The organism is Brachybacterium sp. Z12 (assembly GCF_014400405.1).
GTDB lineage: Bacteria > Actinomycetota > Actinomycetes > Actinomycetales > Dermabacteraceae > Brachybacterium.
In genome coordinates this window covers 3,240,419-3,256,930 of sequence record NZ_CP060496.1, presented here as the reverse complement: position 1 = coordinate 3,256,930, position 16,512 = coordinate 3,240,419, and the positions used below count along the sequence as shown (strand labels likewise).

13 protein-coding genes and 4 pseudogenes are annotated in these 16,512 nt (G+C 70.0%); 6 read left to right on the top strand and 11 right to left on the bottom strand.

The features are described 5' to 3' along the window. Window positions 1-55: 55 nt before the first annotated feature. The 6 genes and pseudogenes from H3H54_RS17150 to H3H54_RS17125 all read right to left on the bottom strand — a co-directional run. Window positions 56-859, bottom strand: a pseudogene (locus H3H54_RS17150) (family 43 glycosylhydrolase); the annotation flags it as partial. A gap of 194 nt (window positions 860-1,053) precedes the next feature. After that, a complete protein-coding gene (locus tag H3H54_RS17145; protein ID WP_262424805.1) occupies window positions 1,054-1,278 on the bottom strand; it encodes a dihydrofolate reductase in 225 nt (74 codons plus the stop codon). Continuing rightward, the gene (locus tag H3H54_RS17140; protein WP_316249236.1) at window positions 1,275-1,532 is read right to left on the bottom strand and encodes a dihydrofolate reductase; all 258 of its coding nucleotides are present in this window, start codon (window positions 1,530-1,532) and stop codon (window positions 1,275-1,277) included. Before H3H54_RS17140 ends, H3H54_RS17145 begins: the two co-directional genes overlap by 4 nt. An 80-nt stretch (window positions 1,533-1,612) precedes the next feature. Further along, window positions 1,613-2,417 (bottom strand): annotated as a pseudogene (locus tag H3H54_RS17135) (thymidylate synthase). Next, window positions 2,414-3,337 (bottom strand): LacI family DNA-binding transcriptional regulator, encoded by a 924-nt coding sequence (locus H3H54_RS17130; RefSeq protein ID WP_262424803.1) that lies wholly within the window; start codon window positions 3,335-3,337, stop codon window positions 2,414-2,416. Before H3H54_RS17130 ends, H3H54_RS17135 begins: the two are co-directional and overlap by 4 nt. Then, entirely contained in the window at window positions 3,334-3,549 is a 216-nt protein-coding gene (locus tag H3H54_RS17125; RefSeq protein WP_262424802.1) for a LacI family DNA-binding transcriptional regulator, read from the bottom strand. Before H3H54_RS17125 ends, H3H54_RS17130 begins: the two co-directional genes overlap by 4 nt. Window positions 3,550-3,922: 373 nt before the next feature. Between H3H54_RS17125 and H3H54_RS17120 the strand changes: the two genes are divergently transcribed. Next, window positions 3,923-5,446, top strand: a complete 1,524-nt coding sequence (locus tag H3H54_RS17120) for an alpha-N-arabinofuranosidase (protein WP_262424801.1) — start codon at window positions 3,923-3,925, stop codon at window positions 5,444-5,446. Window positions 5,447-5,481: 35 nt separating this feature from the next. Then, window positions 5,482-7,115, top strand: a pseudogene (locus tag H3H54_RS17115) (alpha-N-arabinofuranosidase). A 90-nt stretch (window positions 7,116-7,205) separates the two neighbouring features. Here the strand turns inward: H3H54_RS17115 and H3H54_RS17110 are convergent. Both H3H54_RS17110 and H3H54_RS17105 read right to left on the bottom strand, forming a co-directional pair. Further along, a pseudogene (locus H3H54_RS17110) lies at window positions 7,206-8,004 on the bottom strand (PmoA family protein). Between the two features lie 131 nt (window positions 8,005-8,135). Continuing rightward, window positions 8,136-9,248 carry a LacI family DNA-binding transcriptional regulator gene (locus tag H3H54_RS17105; protein ID WP_262424800.1) on the bottom strand — a complete coding sequence of 371 codons (1,113 nt, stop codon included), beginning with the start codon at window positions 9,246-9,248 and terminating at the stop codon, window positions 8,136-8,138. A gap of 947 nt (window positions 9,249-10,195) precedes the next feature. Here H3H54_RS17105 and H3H54_RS17100 point away from each other — a divergent pair. Together H3H54_RS17100 and H3H54_RS17095 are read left to right on the top strand one after the other, a co-directional pair. Further along, on the top strand, window positions 10,196-10,558 hold the full coding sequence (locus tag H3H54_RS17100) for an alpha/beta hydrolase family protein (RefSeq protein ID WP_262424799.1): 363 nt from the start codon (window positions 10,196-10,198) through the stop codon (window positions 10,556-10,558). 194 nt (window positions 10,559-10,752) lie between these two features. Beyond that, window positions 10,753-12,438 (top strand): ribonuclease J, encoded by a 1,686-nt coding sequence (locus H3H54_RS17095; RefSeq protein ID WP_262424798.1) that lies wholly within the window; start codon window positions 10,753-10,755, stop codon window positions 12,436-12,438. A gap of 87 nt (window positions 12,439-12,525) precedes the next feature. Here the strand turns inward: H3H54_RS17095 and H3H54_RS17090 are convergent, their stop codons facing one another. Then, complete coding sequence (locus H3H54_RS17090; RefSeq protein WP_262424797.1) at window positions 12,526-13,329, bottom strand: helix-turn-helix domain-containing protein; 804 nt, start codon at window positions 13,327-13,329, stop codon at window positions 12,526-12,528. A 112-nt stretch (window positions 13,330-13,441) separates the two neighbouring features. Here H3H54_RS17090 and H3H54_RS17085 point away from each other — a divergent pair, with 112 nt between their 5' ends. Together H3H54_RS17085 and H3H54_RS17080 are read left to right on the top strand one after the other, a co-directional pair. Next, a complete protein-coding gene (locus H3H54_RS17085) occupies window positions 13,442-14,314 on the top strand; it encodes a phytanoyl-CoA dioxygenase family protein (protein WP_262424796.1) in 873 nt (290 codons plus the stop codon). Between the two features lie 57 nt (window positions 14,315-14,371). After that, window positions 14,372-14,863: a hypothetical protein gene (locus H3H54_RS17080; protein ID WP_262424795.1), complete on the top strand. Its 492-nt coding sequence runs from the start codon at window positions 14,372-14,374 to the stop codon at window positions 14,861-14,863. On the opposite strand, the gene H3H54_RS17075 is transcribed toward H3H54_RS17080, so the two are convergent. Together H3H54_RS17075 and H3H54_RS17070 are read right to left on the bottom strand one after the other, a co-directional pair. Further along, a complete protein-coding gene (locus H3H54_RS17075) occupies window positions 14,788-16,146 on the bottom strand; it encodes a hypothetical protein (RefSeq protein ID WP_262424794.1) in 1,359 nt (452 codons plus the stop codon). The genes H3H54_RS17080 and H3H54_RS17075 overlap by 76 nt on opposite strands. Next, on the bottom strand, window positions 16,101-16,430 hold the full coding sequence (locus H3H54_RS17070) for a hypothetical protein (protein ID WP_262424793.1): 330 nt from the start codon (window positions 16,428-16,430) through the stop codon (window positions 16,101-16,103). Before H3H54_RS17070 ends, H3H54_RS17075 begins: the two co-directional genes overlap by 46 nt. Between the last annotated feature and the right edge of the window lie 82 nt (window positions 16,431-16,512).

Genomic DNA, 16,512 nt, shown 5'->3' with positions numbered 1-16,512 from the left:
CCATCGGGTCGAGATAGGGGCCCTCCACGCTGCGGGATCGGCCGACGCGCAGGTTGTATCCGCCGATCGCGTCGAGCCCGCCGAAGGTCACCAGCAGGTAGTAGTAGCCCGTACGGCGTGAGTGCAGGATGTACGGGGCCTCGATGCGTGCATGGTTGCCGCCGATGATGAGGTGGATGCCGTATCCCTGCCCGGGCGTGGGGTGACCGGTGGTCGGGTCGAGCTCGAGCAGGAAGATGCCGCCCGAGTACGAGCCGTAGACCAGTCGGTGGTGTCCCTCGGCATCGATGAACGCGTGGGGGTCGATGGCGTTGGGATGGACCTGCCCGTCGTAGATGGCGCCGTCCTCGCTGGGCTCGTCCCACATGCCCGACCTCAGGAAGATCCCCTCGTCCCGATACGGGCCCTCGATGTCGTCGGCGATCGCGGTGCCCATGGCCGAGCGGGGAGAGGAGCCCTCGCAGGCGCAGTAGTACATGCGGAAGCGTCCGTCGGGCGTCTCGCTGACATCCGCCGCCCACAGGGTGTCGGTGTTCGCCCAGGCGAAGGCGTCGGCGAGCTCTTCGGTGACGTCCTCGAACAGGGGGTTCTGCGGGGTGACGAGGTCCGCGATGCCCTCCCAGTGCAGGAGGTCGTCGCTGCGGGCCGCGGCGAGGTGGGAGCCGAACACGCGGAAGCTGTCGTCGGTCACGATCACGGAGGGGTCGTGCACGGAGACCTCGGTGAAGGTCGGATCCGGCAGGGGTTCAGGCCCCGGTGGGCCGGCTGCCGCGCGGGAGGTTCCGAGCGCGGTGGCCCCGGCTGCGGTGGTCAGGGCGGCGGTCTGGGTGAACAGTCCGCGGCGCGAGATGGACGCCATGCTCAACTCCTTCGTCGAGTCCCCGGGGCAGCCCGTCATCGGGCATCGCGCTCGACGGTGCCGCTCCGGGGAGAGGTGTGTCGCGGTCAGGCGAGGAGAGCGCGGTGAGGAGGGTCGGCACCGATCGATGCAGCAGCTCCGGTCACGACTTTACAACGTTGAAAACTCAGTGACAAGACCTACCGGGGGTGTGGTCATCCCATGGACTCAGCGTCGGTGGTGGAGGATCCGGTAGCGCGTTCCGCTGGCGGAGTCGTGCCAGCCGTGCTCGGGGAGACGGCATCGAGGGAGAAGTCCTCCGGGATCTCGGGCCCAGTGGTGTCGCCCTCGACCTCGAGGTCGATCTCGGTGACGACCAGCAGCTGGGCGAGTTCCATCGCCTCGCGGTACACGCGCCCGCCGCCGATCACCCAGATCATCGGGCGTGCATCGACGGGGAGACGCTGCGCTCGAGAGTCCCGTGGGCGAGACGCAGGGCATCCGGCAGGTCGCGCGCCCGCACTGCACCCTCCTCGGCGAAGGCGTCGTCGCGGGTGATGACGATGTTGGTGCGCCCGGGCAGTGGTCGGAACTTCGGTGGGAAGGATTCCCAGGTGCGTCGGCCCATCACCACCGGCGAGCCCTTGGTGGTGCGGGAGAAGTGCTTCAGGTCCTCCGGCAGATGCCAGGGCATGGTGCCGGCGGCGCCGATCACGCCTCCGCGTGCCTGCGCCCAGATCATTCCGATCTGCGGCGCTGTGTCGTCAGCCTTGCTCATACCGCCACCGGCGCCTTGATGCCCTTGTGGTGCTGGTAGTCGACGATCTCGAAGTCCTCGAGCGCGTAGTCCAGGATTGAGTCCGGCCGACGCGTGATCCGCAGGGTCGGGGACGGGAAGGGCTCCCTGGGACAGCTGCCGGGTGACCTGCTCATGGTGGTTGTCGTAGATGTGGCAGTCGCCACCGGTCCAGATGAAGTCGCCCACCTCGAGATCGGTCTGCTGGGCGATCATGTGCGTCAGCAGCGCGTAGCTGGCGATGTTGAACGGCACCCCGAGGAACATGTCGGCGCTGCGCTGGTACAGCTGGCAGGACAGCTTCCCGTCGTGGACCTCGAACTGGAACAGGGCGTGGCAGGGGGCGAGCGCCATCTTGGGGATCTCGGCCGGGTTCCAGGCGGAGACGATCAGGCGGCGGGAATCGGGGTTGCTGCGGATCTGCTCGATGACGTCGCTGATCTGGTCGATCACGCCGCCGTCGGGCGTGGGCCAGGAGCGCCACTGCGCGCCGTAGACCGGGCCGAGGTCACCGTTCTCGTCGGCCCATTCGTCCCAGATCGTGACGTTCTGCTCCTGCAGCCAGCGCACGTTGGTGTCCCCGCGAAGGAACCACAGCAGCTCGAGGATGATCGAGCGGGTGTGCACCCGCTTGGTGGTGATCAGCGGAAAGCCCTGCGAGAGGTCGAAGCGGATCTGCTTGCCGAACAGGCTGCGGGTGCCGGTGCCGGTGCGGTCGCCCTTGGCGTTGCCGGTCTCCATGACCTCGCGCAGCAGATCTTCGTAGGGGGTCGGGATGGTCACCGGGTGGGCTCCTTCTCGGGGCTGCCGACGGTCGCTTCCGCGGCGGGGGTCAGATCGGTGGGCGCGACGTCCACGGCGGCGACCGTCGAGCCGCGCACCACGAGTGTGTACGGGGTGTCGACGGTCCGGGGCGGACCGTCATAGCCGCGGATCCGCTCATCGAGCAGATCCAGTGCGGTGCTGGCGAGGGACGCCTTGTCCGGGGAGATGGTGCTCAGCGGCGGGGACGCGAAGAGGGCGTCGGGGGTGTCGTCGTAGCCGATCACCGCGACGTCCTCAGGAACCTGGCGTCCGCGGCGGCGCAGGGCGGCGAGCACCCCGATCGCCAGGTCATCGTTGCCGCAGACGATGCCGTCCACCTCCGGCACGCGCTCCAAGAGCGCATTCGCCCCGGCGAAGCCGTTGGGGCGGTGCCAGTCCTCCACCGCTTGGACCACGCCGTCGTCGGCCCGCAGGCCGTGCTCGCGCAGCGCATTCAAGAAGCCGTCGCGGCGCATCGAGCCGGAGCTGTGGGGCTGCAGGCCCTGGGCCGTGTCGATCGCGCCGATGAAGGCGAGGCGCCGGCGCCCGGTGGCGATCAGGTGCGAGGTCGCGTCGAAGGAGGCGCCGATGTTGTCGATCCGCACGTAGTCGCTGCCCTGCGGGAGCTGCTCGGGGAGGTGCTCGCCGATGAAGACGGTGGGTTGGCTGGTGCGCTCCATCCGCGCGAACTGCTCCTCCTCGAGCATCAGCGGATTGAAGATCACGCCGTCGCCGAGCACGCGGTTGAAGCCTTCGAGCACGGTGCGCTCGGCCTCGCGGCCGCCGGAGGTGGAGTGCAGTACGACGGTCTGGCCGCGGCGCTGAGCCTCGTCGATGAACTCCTGGGCGAGGTTCGAGAAGTAGGAGAAGGCCAGGGACGGCACCGCGAGGGTGATCATCTTGGAGCGCCGGTGCGCAGCTGCTGCGCGGCGACCTGGGGGCGGTAGCCGACCTGCAGGATCGCCTCGCGCACCTTCTCACGGGTCGAGTCGCGCACGTGCGGGTAGTCGTTGACCACGTTGGAGACGGTCTTGATCGACACCCCCGCCAGCTCGGCGACGTCGCGCAGCGCGGGAGGGCGCTGACGGCCGGAGGGCGAGGTGGGGGACATGGCTCGATTCTCGCACCGTCCCGGGCCCCGCACCTCCATGTGCGAGCGAGTGCACGTTGGGCGGTGGCCCGACACGCAGGGGACGCGTACGTCGAGATCACCGATTCCTGCCGGATCTGGGCGGTTTCGGTGTTCTCGGCACGCGTGTCGGTCCGGGTGGGGCTGGCCGGGCTGGACCGGTCCGGGTGGGGCTGGCCGGGCTGGACCGGGCCGGGTGGGAATGGTCGGGCTGGACCGGGCCAGCCCGATCCGGGGCGTGGGCGGGCGTTGACGCGGTGACGCTGCTGTGGAAGGCTTATTCCAACGTTGTAGAACTGGCCGCCGCACCGCTGCTCGCGTGCCCGCACCCACCTCCAGAAGGACGCCGACACCGATGTCATCGCACGTCATCCTCACCCTTGACCCTGCCTTCCGCGTCGCCCCGGTGCGCCGCCGCACCTTCGGCGCCTTCGTCGAGCACCTCGGCCGGTGCGTCTACACCGGCATCTACGAGCCGGAGCACCCCGAGGCGGATGAGGACGGCTTCCGCAAGGACGTCCTCGCCATGACCCGCGAGCTCGGCGTGAGCTCGGTGCGCTACCCGGGCGGCAACTTCGTCTCCGGCTACCGCTGGGAGGACGGCGTGGGCCCGGTCGAGGAGCGTCCCGTGCGCCACGACCTGGCCTGGCACTCCTCGGACCCGAACACCGTGGGCCTGGACGAGTTCATGGCCTGGGCGAAGAAGGCCGAGGTGGAGCCGATGTATGCGGTGAACCTCGGCACTCGCGGGGTGCAGGAGGCGCTCGACGTGCTCGAGTACGCCAACGCGCCCGCCGGCACTCATCTCTCCGACCAGCGCGTGGCCAACACCGGCTCCGCCGAGAAGCACGACATCCGCATGTGGTGCTTGGGCAACGAGATGGACGGTCCCTGGCAGATCGGCCACAAGAACGCCGAGGAGTATGCGCGCGTCGCCACCGAGACCGCCCGCGCGATGCGCATGGAGGACCCGGATCTCGAGCTGATCGCCTGCGGCTCCTCGAACGCGCAGATGCCCACCTTCGGTGCCTGGGAGAACACGGTGCTGACCGAGGCGTATGACTTCGTGGACATGATCTCCGCTCACGTCTACTACTCGGAGAAGGACGGCGACCAGGCCTCCTTCCTCGCCTCGGCCGACGACATGGACCACTTCATCGACTCCGTCGTCGCGACCGCCGATCACGTGCGCGCCAAGCTCAAGCGCGACAAGCGCATCATGATCAGCTTCGACGAGTGGAACGTCTGGTACCAGCACCGTGCCGAGTCCCGCCCGCCCAGCGGCGACGACTGGCCCGTCGCGCCGGTGCTGCTCGAGGACATCTACTCCGCGATGGACGCCGTGGTGTTCGGGAACCTGCTGATCTCGCTGCTGCGCCACAGCGACCGCGTCGCCTCCGCGTCGCTCGCCCAGCTGGTCAACGTGATCGCCCCGATCATGACCGAGCCCGGCGGTCGCGCCTGGCGCCAGACCACCTTCCACCCCTTCGCGCTCACCTCCCGCCACGCGAAGGGAGAGGTGCTGCAGGTCAACCTCGAGGCTCCGAGCTTCGAGAACCAGCGCTTCGGCACCAGCACCTCGGCCGACGCCGTCGCCACCTGGGACGAGGAGTCCGGCGACCTCACCGTGTTCGTCGTGAACCGCGACGCCTCCGGGGCGCTCGACCTCGGCGTGGACCTCGCCTCCTTCGGGGACCTCGAGCTCGTCGAGGCGGTGACCCTGCACCACGAGGACCCGTACGCGGCGAACTCCGCCGACGCCCCGGACACCGTCGTCCCGCAGCCGAACTCCTCGGTCGCCCTCGATGGCGGGAAGCTCTCCGGCGAGCTGCCCGCCATCTCCTGGACGATGGTCCGCCTCGCGCGCACCGCCGCCTGAACCATCCCTGCCCGCCACGATCACGAGGACCCTTCATGACGCTCCCTGACCACACCCTCACCTCCGACCTGGTCTCCGCGCTGACGCCGTCGGCCACCGGCTCCCGCCCCGCGGGGGCCGGCCCGTCGGCCGGTCGCACCGACGGCCCCGCCCGCGTGGTCGTCAACCTCGACCTGCCCGGCGCCACCATCAACCGCCACGTCTACGGCCACTTCGCCGAGCACCTCGGGCGTTGCATCTACGAGGGCTTCTTCGTGGGTGAGGGCTCCGAGATCCCGAACACCCGCGGCATCCGCGACGACGTGGTCGCCGCGCTGCGCGCCCTGCAGATCCCGAACCTCCGCTGGCCCGGGGGCTGCTTCGCCGACGACTACCACTGGAGGGACGGCATCGGCCCCCGCGAGGACCGCCCCGGATGGTGAACTCCCACTGGGGCGACATCGTCGAGGACAACTCCTTCGGCACCCACGAGTTCATGGACCTCGTCGAGATGCTCGGCACCGAGGCGTACGTCAACGGCAACGTCGGCTCCGGCACCGTCGCGGAGATGAGCGAGTGGATCGAGTACCTCACCCGCGCCGACGACTCCCCGATGGCGTCCCTGCGCCGTGAGAACGGGCGCGATGAGCCCTGGAAGGTGCCCTTCTTCGGTATCGGCAACGAGGCCTGGGGCTGCGGCGGCAACATGCGCGCCGAGGACTACGCGGCGCTGGCCCGCCAGTACTCCACCTATGTGCGCGATCACGGGGGCAACGAGGTCACCCGCATCGCCGCGGGCGCCAGCGACAGCGACTACGCCTGGACCGAGGCGCTGATGCGTGCAGCGACCAACCTGGACTCCAAGGAGGGCAAGGCCGGCCCGTACCAGGCGATCTCGCTGCACTACTACACGATGTCCGGCCCCTGGTCGGACAAGGGCTCCGCCACCGAATTCAGCGAGGAGGAGTGGTACCGCACGCTCTCCCGCGCCGCTTTCGCCGAGGAGCTCGTGGCCCGCCACTCCACCGTCATGGACCAGTACGACCCGCACAAGAAGGTGGGCCTGGTGTTCGATGAGTGGGGCACCTGGTGGAACGTGGAGCCCGGCACCAACCCCGGCTTCCTGTACCAGCAGAACACTGTGCGCGACGCCCTGGTCGCCTCGCTCCACTTCGACGGCTTCCACCGCCATGCGGACCGCCTGCTCATGGCGAACATCGCCCAGACGGTGAACGTGCTGCAGGCGATGATCCTCACCGATCCGGACTCCGGCGCTCTCGTGCTCACCCCGACGTACCACGTGTTCGCGATGAATTCGGGGCACCAGGATGCCGCCTCGCTCGACGCCCATGTGCTGCTGCCCGAGGAGCCCGCTGAGGTCGATGGCCGCGCGCTGCCGCTGCTCTCCGCCTCCGCGTCCACCACCGGGCGGACCGCGCTGGTCTCGCTGTCGAACCTGGATCACGCACAGGAGCGCACCCTGGTGCTGGACCTGCGCGGCCGCTCCGTCACCGGCCACACCGCGACGGTGCTCACCGGGGCGAGCTCCGCGGCGCACAACACGCCCGAGCAGCCTGAGGCCGTGGCCCCGGCGCCGCTGGAGGGCGTGCGCGAGCTCGAGCAGGAGGGCCTTCTCGAGATCACCCTGCCGCCGCACTCCTTCGCGACCGTGGAGCTGCAGCTGGGCTGAGCCGGCGCGGCGGCGTCGGCGACCTCGAGCTGTGCCGTCACCCGGGCACCCGGGTGACGGCACGTCGGCGTCTCGCCCCAGCGCGAGCCGTCAGCGCAGCTCCCCGGCGGTCATCGCCCTCAGCAGCTGCGGCACCTCCTCGATGGTCACCTGGCGGTCCAGGAGCACCATGTCCAGCGAGATCTCGAGCGTCTGCCCGAGCGGGACCTCCCGCGGTTCTTCCCAGGCGAGGCTCGCGCCGACGCCCACGTAATCCGAGGTCCGCACGAACCAGGGATCGACGCGGCCCTGAGCCTGCGCATCCTGCGCCATCACCAGGCTGGACCAGGAGTGCCCGTGACGGCGCTGGACCACGAGGACCTCGCCGCAGGAGCCATGGGCGAGCAGCTCCCCCTGGCCAGCCGCGACCAGGACTCGGGTCTCGTCCCCGCCGGGCAGGCGCCAGAACAGCCCCGTAGCCCGCGCCGGGGCGGCCGCGGGTGGCGGGGCTGTGCAGCTGCAGGGGCGCGGCATCTGCCGTGAGGCTGCTGCGCCAGCTGAGGGCCCAGCCGTGCTCCTCGGGCAGCAGCATCGCCGATAGCGTGCGCTGTTCCGTCAGCAGGTCACGGCCGTCGTGGGCGAGCCAGTGCACCTGGCTATCCAGGGTGCGGCCGTCGTCGGACGCAGTGACCGTTCCGAGCCGCTGTGTGCCGTGGTTCGCCAGCAGGGTGGAGCCGCGGCCCTCGACGTAGGTGCGACCTCCCCAGTAGGTGGTGCCGTTGACATCCGGCAGAGCGAGGGAGGCGCCGTGCTGGTGGCGATGGTCCACGGGCGTGACCACCGTCATCGGCCGTCCGCTGAGCGTGCGCACCGGGTGCAGGTGGGGGCGCGGGCTGTGCACCGGCACCATCGCGCCGCCGCCGACTGCGCTGCTGAGCACCGTTCCCGCGTGCACCAGATCCCATGCACCGTCGCCCTGGACCCATCCCAGCGAGGAGGAATCGAGCTCGCCGGAGGGCTGCTCGGCGGGGGCTCGGACGGTCAGCACCGACGGGGCCCGCGAAGGCGGCACGCGCCCGGTGCTGTCGCCGACCAGCAGGCGGGGGACAGCAGCGCGTTCTCGGTGGGCTCGGGGGCGCTGCCGAGATCCAGCTGCCGGTGCAGCAGCGACCAGGCGATGGCCCCGGTGTCGAGCTCCTCCTGGTCCACGGTCGTCAGCGAGGGCACGGCGAAGCGTCCCAGCTCGATGCCGTCGAAGCCGGTCACCGAGAGGTCCCCGGGCACGTCGACGCCGAACTGGTTGAGGCGGGCCAGGAGGCCGAAGGCGACCAGGTCGTTGAAGGCCATCACGGCGGTCGCCCCGCTCTCCAGCACCTGCTCGGCCACGCGGTGGCCAGCAGTCATGGTGGCACCGCCGAGGATCGTGCGGATGCTGAGCGAAGGGCTGGTGTCCGCGAGGGCGTTCAGCGCGGTCAGCCGCTCGTGATGGGCGGCGCTGCGGGGCGGGCCGGAGACGTAGAGGAGGTCCTGGTGGCCCAGCGATTCGAGATGCCGCACCAGCTGGGACATCCCGCTGGTGTAGTCGATGCCCACGCTCGCGATCCGCGGATCGGCCAGGCTGCGGTTCAGCACCACCACCGGGGAGATCTGCGGCACCAGGGCCTCGAGCTCGAGCTCGTTCATCCGCGGGGCCACGAGCACCACCGCATCGCATTGGCGCCGGGCATCCCGGGCGATGCCGGCCTCCCGCTCGGGGGTCGAGGCCTCGGCGACCAGCACCCCGTACCCGTAGGCCTCCGCCGCCCGCGTGAGGCCGCGCAGGACGCTCTGGAACATCGGGTTGCCGAGATCGGGGATCACCAGGGACACGGTCATGGTGCGCCCGGTGGAAAGGTAGCGGGCGGTGAGGTTGGGGCGGTACTGCAGGCGGTCGGCCGCCTCGCGCACCCGGGCGCCGATTCCGGGGTCGACGGTGGTGCGGCCGTTGAGGGCCCGGGAGACGGTGGCGCGGGAGACTCCGGCGGCCTCGGCGACCTGTGTGATCGTCGGCCCCCGCTGATGCGTGCCATCAGATCTCCCGTCCTTCGGTGTCCACTTGGTAGCCCGGCGGCGGTGCCCCGCGGGGAACCGATTGCCAGCCCCGTGGCCGCACACGGTACCAGCGCTCGGGACGCGGAGGGAATGGGCTTTCCGGCACCGTGGTGGCGCGTGGAAACTCCGAGGCTGAATCGTAGCAAGTTACTGGCCTGCAGAGATGGCTGAATTCGCGGAAGAGCGGCGCGGCACTGCTCGAAGAGTGTTCGCCTCGCCTGTTGACAGCTCCGGGAGCCCGCCCCCACACTCGAGCCTCACGGATACCGGTTTCCAGTAGATCGGTTTCCCGGGAGCTGGCCGACACCCTCGCCGACGGCTTCTTCGTCCTTCACTCGGTCACGGATGGGAGCCCCCTCATGACCACCTCGCAGTCCGCACCCGTCACCGCCTCGCTCGCGCGCTTCTCCGCCCCGGGCGCCCTGATCGGCTCGGTGAAGGGGTGAGCGCCGAGCGTACGAGCGACAGCAGCAGGGAACGCCTGCGGGAGCTGTTGGAGCTCGAGCGCCTGGCGCCGGCTACTCCGGCGCGGCTCGAGATGAGCGAGGGGAGGCAGCGGATCCGCTGCAGCCGCAGGAGGTGGAGCTGCAGCTGGCCGACGGCACGAGCATCCCCTCGTTCCTGCTGCGCCCCGAGGCCGCAGCCGCGAACGGCGCGGCCATCGTCCTGGTCGCCGGCCATGGGCGCGGGATTGACAGCCTGGTCGCCACGGCGGAGTCCACGGAGTTCAACGCCGGGACCGCGTACGCCTTCGCGCGGGCAGGTTTCACGGTGCTGTGCCCGGAGGTGCTGAGCTTCGGGCGGCGCCGATTCGCTCGCCCGGAGGGCGCGGCACCCTATGAGCAGGGCGAGAACTCGTGCGGGATCGATGCGGCACGATTCATGCTGCGCGGCATCCCGCTGATGGGCAGGCGGGTCGCCGATGCGCTCGCCGCCCATGACGCCGTCGGGCGGCTGCCGGGTGTGGATCCGGAACGGGTGGGTGTCGCCGGCGGCTCCGGGGAGGGGCGGTGGCGCTGCTGCTGGCCGCAGCGGAACCGAGGATCGCGGCGGCGCTGGTCGCAGCGTACTTCTGCTCGTTCGAGGCGAGTTTCTGCTCGATCCGGCACTGCCCGTGCAACATCATCCCGGGGATCCTCCCGGATCTCGAGATGGCGGATATCGCCGCCCTCATCGCCCCGCGGCCGCTGGTCATCGAGCACGGGGAGCGTGACCACATCTTCCCGATCGGGGCGACTCGTGCAGCCTTCACGCAGCTGCCTCCGGTGTGGGAGGAGCTGGGCGCCCGGGCCCCCGAGCTCGTCGTCACCGATGACGGGCACAGCTTCCGCGCTGAGCGATCTCTCGCGGCGCTGGCCGAGGCGCTCGCCTGAGGTGGGCCGCTGCTGCGCTACTGGCAAGTCACCGGCGGGGAACCGCCGTCCTGAACGTGGTCAATTCGGCATGAATGAGGAAATGAGCCATTCCTGACGTACGTTGGAGGGTGTGGACGCTGCTGCGACCCGTGCGACGCGCGCGCCACCGATGACTTGAGACCCTGACCCTTCGACGATTGAGAAATTTCTTCATGGCCACTCCCCGACGCAAGCTCTCCGCCCCGCCGCGCCTGCCCCGCAACGGCATGCGCATCACCGCTCTCGGCGGCCTCGGCGAGGTCGGCCGCAACATGACGGTGTTCGAGCATGCCGGCAAGCTCCTGATCGTCGACTGCGGCGTGCTCTTCCCCGAGGAGCACCAGCCCGGCATCGACGTGATCCTGCCGGACTTCACCTCCATCCGGGATCGCCTCGACGACATCGAGGCCATCGTCCTGACCCATGGTCACGAGGACCACATCGGCGGCGTTCCGTACCTGCTCAAGGAGCGGGCGGACATCCCCCTGATCGGCTCCGAGCTCACCTTGGCGTTCATCACCGCGAAGCTCAAGGAGCATCGCATCACCCCCAAGACCATCCAGGTCGAGGCGGGGGAGCACAAGAAGTTCGGTTCGTTCGACCTCGAGTTCGTCGCGGTCAACCACTCGATCCCCGATGCGCTGGCCGTCATGATCCGCACCAAGGCGGGCAGCGTGCTGCACACCGGCGACTTCAAGATGGACCAGTTCCCGCTGGACGGCCGGATCACCGACCTGCGCGCCTTCGCGCGCCTGGGCGAGGAGGGTGTGGATCTCTTCCTCACCGACTCCACCAACGCCGAGGTCCCCGGCTTCACCATGTCGGAGCGGGATCTCATCCCTGCGATCGACCAGGTGTTCATGTCCTCGCCGCGCCGGGTCATCGTCTCGAGCTTCGCCAGCCACGTGCACCGCATCCAGCAGGTGCTCGACGCCGCCCACGCCAATGGCCGCAAGGTCGCGTTCGTGGGCCGCTCGATGGTGCGCAACATGGGCATCGCGCGCGACCTCGGCTACCTGAACATCCCCAAGGGCCTCGTGGTCGACTTCCGCAAGATCCAGTCGATGCCGGACCACAAGATCACGCTGATCTGCACTGGTTCGCAGGGTGAGCCGATGGCCGCACTCGCACGCATGTCCAACGGCGATCACCAGATCCAGGTGGGCGAAGGCGACACCGTGCTGATGGCCAGTTCGCTGATCCCCGGCAACGAGAACGCGATCTACGGGATCATCAACAAGCTCACCGATTTGGGCGCGAACATCGTCCACAAGGGCAACGCGAAGGTGCACGTCTCCGGCCACGCGAGCGCCGGCGAGCTCGTGTACTGCTACAACATCGTGCGCCCGAAGAACGTCATGCCGGTGCACGGCGAGTCCAAGCACCTGCATGCCAACGCTGAGCTGGCCCGTCGCACCGGCGTTCCCGAGGAGAACATCGTCATCGCGCAGGACGGCATGACGGTCGACCTGATCGACGGCCACGCGAAGATCTCCGGCAAGGTCGAGGCCGGTCTGGTCTATGTCGATGGCCAGACCATCGGCGCGGCCACCGAGGACACCCTCGCCGAGCGTCTTCTGCTCAGCGGCGGCGGCGTCGTCACCGTCGTGGCCCTGATCGACCCCGACACCTACCAGCCCGTCGAGCCGGTCGAATTCCTCACCAAGGGCTTCGTGTACGACAAGCGCACCTTCGACGGCGCGCAGAGCCAGGTCACCAAGGCGCTGACCCGCGCCAAGCAGGACAAGGTCGACGACATCGGCGCGATCGAGAAGATCATCGTCGAGACCGTCAGCGGCTACCTGCGCCGCATCTACCGTCGCGAGCCCGCCGTCATGGCCGTGGTGATCGACGCCTGATCCCAGGCACACCCGAGGCCCCTCCGCTCCCGCTCAGCGCGGGAGGGGAGGGGCCTTTGTCGTCGTCAGCGGCGGGAGGTCCGGCGCTCACGGGGTGCGCTGGCGCTTCCGATGGGCCGACGGGCTCATGCCGTGCTGAGCCCGGAACCGGCGCGAGAAATACAGCGCATCGCGGAACCCGACCCGGCGGGCCACGGCCGTGACGGGATCGTCGGTCAGCTCCAGCAGGGGGGCGGCGAGCTCCATCCGCTGCGCTTCGATGTAGCGAGCGGGCGGTGTGCCGACTTGGGCTGAGAACAGGTGGGCCAGGCGCGAGGGGGAGAGGTGGGCGACGTCCGCGAGGCGGGCCATGTCGAGCTCCTCGCCGAGGTGGGCGTCGATGTGCTCAAGGACCCGCAGCACTCGTTCGTCGAGCTGGTGCCGGCGCGGGTTCTGAGTGTCGTACCAGAGCAGCGCCGCTTCGATCCCGTTCAGCGCGAACAGCTCCGGGCGGCCGACAGCAAGGCGTCCTGCCCGGGCTGCGCTGCGCAGGTGCTGACGAACTCGGCGATCCACCTCCGTGCCGAGCCGGATGCGGCCGATCCCGGGAGCGGCGTCCGGCCAGTTCAGCAGTGCGGCCCAGGTCGCGGGCGGGTGCACGTGGCAGAACAGCAGGGTCCAGTGCCCGGTGGTGGGGTCGGTGCCGTAGTCGTGCATGGTGCCGGGGCGCAGCAGGATCCCATCGCCGGGGGTGGTGGTGAGCGGAGCGCCGCCCGGCGCGTGCACGAGGCCCGCGCCGGCGACGGTGTGCAGCAGCAACCAGTCCTCGGTGCCGTGCGAGCGCCGCACGCGATAGCTCGAGTCCTGGACGAGCTCGCCGGCGAGCACACGCCCGATCTGCGGTGCCGGCACCTCTAGGGCCGGTCCCTGTGGGGCACGGGCTCGCTTCGGTGCAGCAGGATCATCCATGTTCTTACTCTCCGATCACCTGGTCCGCGGCTCTGCGCAGCACCAGACTGACATCATGACGACCACATCGACCACTCCCGCCGATACTCCGGACACCTCCGACATCACCGGGCTCGAGATCTTCGACGGCAATCATGTGAGCCCGCGCCTCCTCGCCGACGCCTATGCCCGCAACGGTGCGGTCCACCTGCGGGGCGTGCTCACCGCCGAGGAGATCGCCGAGCTCCGCGAGGCCTTCACCACCCACATCGAGACCGATGGCAGCGGAGGGTCCTTCGACGAGATCCCCGAAGGGGACCCGCTGCGCGCCTATCCGCGGATGATCCAGCCGCACCGCGACGATCACCTGCCGGGCCGCCTGGCGCGGCGCTGGCTGCTCGAGGAGCGGGTGATGGGGCGAGTGATCGAGGCGGTGGGTTCGGTGTGGGCGGCGCAGTCGATGTTCTACTTCAAGCCCGCCGGTGCCCGCGGTCAGGCCATGCACCAGGACAACTACTTCCTGCAGTCCCACCCGGAGACCTGCATCGCGGCCTGGATCGCGGTCGATGACTGCGACGCCGAGAACGGGGCGCTCGGGGTGGTGCCCGGCACCCACCGCTATGAGATCGAATGCCCCGAGGAGGCCGACGCCGCGGAATCGTTCACCACTATCACGGTGAGCATCCCCGAACATCTGCGGGTCGAGCAGACGGAGATGAAGGCCGGCGACATGCTCATCTTCCACGGCAGCCTGGTGCATGGTTCGAAGCCCAACACCAGCACCGACCGTTTCCGTCGCTCGCTGATCTTCCACTACATCCCCGAGGGCAGTCGTGAGGTGGCCGCCACCTACCAGCCGCTGCTCGACGCCGACGGTGCAGAGGTGCGGATCGACGCCTCCGAGTACGGCGGGCAGTGCGGCGAGGGCTGGGTGGCGCGAAACCACTGATCCCGGTCGCGGCCGGGCCGGGCTGGGCGCGGCCTAAGCCGCGAGAGAATGGACGACATGACCGACCACGTCCACTCGACCCCCGCGGCGCGGACTCGCCTTCGGGATGATCTGCTTTTCCGTGCGGCAGCGGGCGTCTGGGTGATCACCGGAGGGCTGGTCGCCGCGGTGACAGGCCCGCTCGGGCTCGAGCACGGTTCCTGGGCTGCGGCCTTCCAGGTGCTCGTCGGCGGTGTGCTGCAGGCAGGACTCGGCGTCGCTCAGCACGCCCTCGCGCCGCGGCGTCCCTCGCCCGGCATCCTCCGCGCGGAGCTGCTGACCTGGAACCTGGGATGCCTCGCGGTGATCGCCGGGACGGTGCTCTCCTCCCCGTGGATCGTCGACGGGGGCGGCCTGCTGCTCATGGTGACGATGGCGCTGACGATCCGCGCCGTCGGCCGCGGCGCGAAGGGCCCGGCCTGGGCGCTGTGGACCTATCGTGCGGTGCTCGTGCTGACCGTGGTGAGCATCCCGATCGGGCTGCTCCTCGCACATCTCCGGGCCGGCTGAGCTGGGGTGATCAGCGCGGCCCCGCGCCGCTCACCAGCGCGAGCGCACCGGCCCGGGCGCACCGGCACGAGCTCACTGGTACGAGACGAACCAGGGCCGCGGCTCGACCTCGTAGGTCTGCTCCGGGGTGAACATCGGGGAATCCTCGTCGTAGAAGTTCTTCCACGCCATGAAGATCCCTTCCGGGAGGTCCTGCTGCAGGCTGTTGAAGGTCTCGAGCTTGTCCCCGGGGCGCCGTGGCCGTCGGCGTGCAGGGTGATCGCCAGCTCCGGGCGTGAGGTGTCGACGTCCTGTCGGTCACTGATCATGGAATGGCTGAACTGGTGGAGGATGAGCAGCTTCTGCGGGAGGCCGTGCTCGGCGGTGAGATCAGCTAGCCAGCCGGCGACCTCGTTGATCTCCGCCGCGGAGACCGAGCCGATCTGCTCGAGATGCTTCTGCCCGGGCTCGAGCCGCCACTCCGCATCCAGCGCCAGCCCCACATGGGGTGCGAGCAGCAGCTCCTCGTACAGCTTCGCCTGGGTGAGGAAATCAGTGGTCCCGGGCTGGAGGTCAAGCACCACGTACACCCCGGCCTCGCCGGCGGCGTCGACCCACTCCTGCAGCGACTCCACCGGCAGCTCGCGGGAGTGGTCCCCGTCGCCGCCGGGCTCGGAGGAGGCGATCGTGGTGATGATCTCGAACGCCGGGATGACCGGCTCCTCGCCGAGGTCCGCGTACTCCGCGGCGAGCTCCTGGACCCGCGCGATGGACTCCTCGAGCCCCTGCTCGCCGAGGATCCCGAGGGAGGGGACGCCCGGGGAGCCGTAGGCGGCGATCATCCGCCGGCCGGGGAAGGCCGTCACACCGCCCCCGGGCAGTTCCGGGGTACCGGCCGTGCGGGCGAGGGCATCAGCGAAGTCGTCCGCCGCGCCGAAGCTCTCGCCGAGGGCCAGCACGCCGACGGCGGCATCGTCCCCCGCGGCCTCGGTCACCGCGGCGACGGACTCGCTGCTGCGCCCGAGCGCCCCGCCGGGGATCTCTGTCACGCTGCCGCCGGCGGCCTCGACCACGGCGGCGGCGAGCGCCTGCGCGGGGAGCTCCAGCTCCGGGTCGACGAGCAGCGTCACCGGGACCGCCTGCTCACCGGTGGCGGCCTCCGGCAGCTCCGCCTCCGCCGCCGCCTCCGGGTCGGCGGGGTCGATCTCGATGATCTCCGCACCGTCGCCGAGCGCGCTGAGGTCGGTGCCGGTCGCGGTCACCACGGTGCGGGCTCCGAGTCGCGAGATCTCGTCGGCGACCATCTGGTCGGTGCCGACCAGCAGCAGGGCAGGCCGGTGCGGGCGCTCACCGGGGCGAGCACCGCGACGGTGTCCGGGGAGGCGATCACGGCGGCGTCGGCCGCAGCGAAAAGCGCCGAGCTGAGCGCGAGGGCGGTCTGTGCGAGATCCTGCCCAGGCAGCACGGTCGAGGCCGGGGCCTCACCGACGAGTTCGACGCTGAGCTGGGATGATCCCTCGCTGCAGGCGCCGAGCGTGCCCGCCAGCGCGAGCGCGGCGACCCCCGCGAAGCCTCGGCGGGTGATCACTGCTCGTCCGTGTCCTCGTGCACTCACTGCCTCACACGCCTCTCCTCTGCCACCTGCACCCGGGTCGCGGCCATCGTGGCAG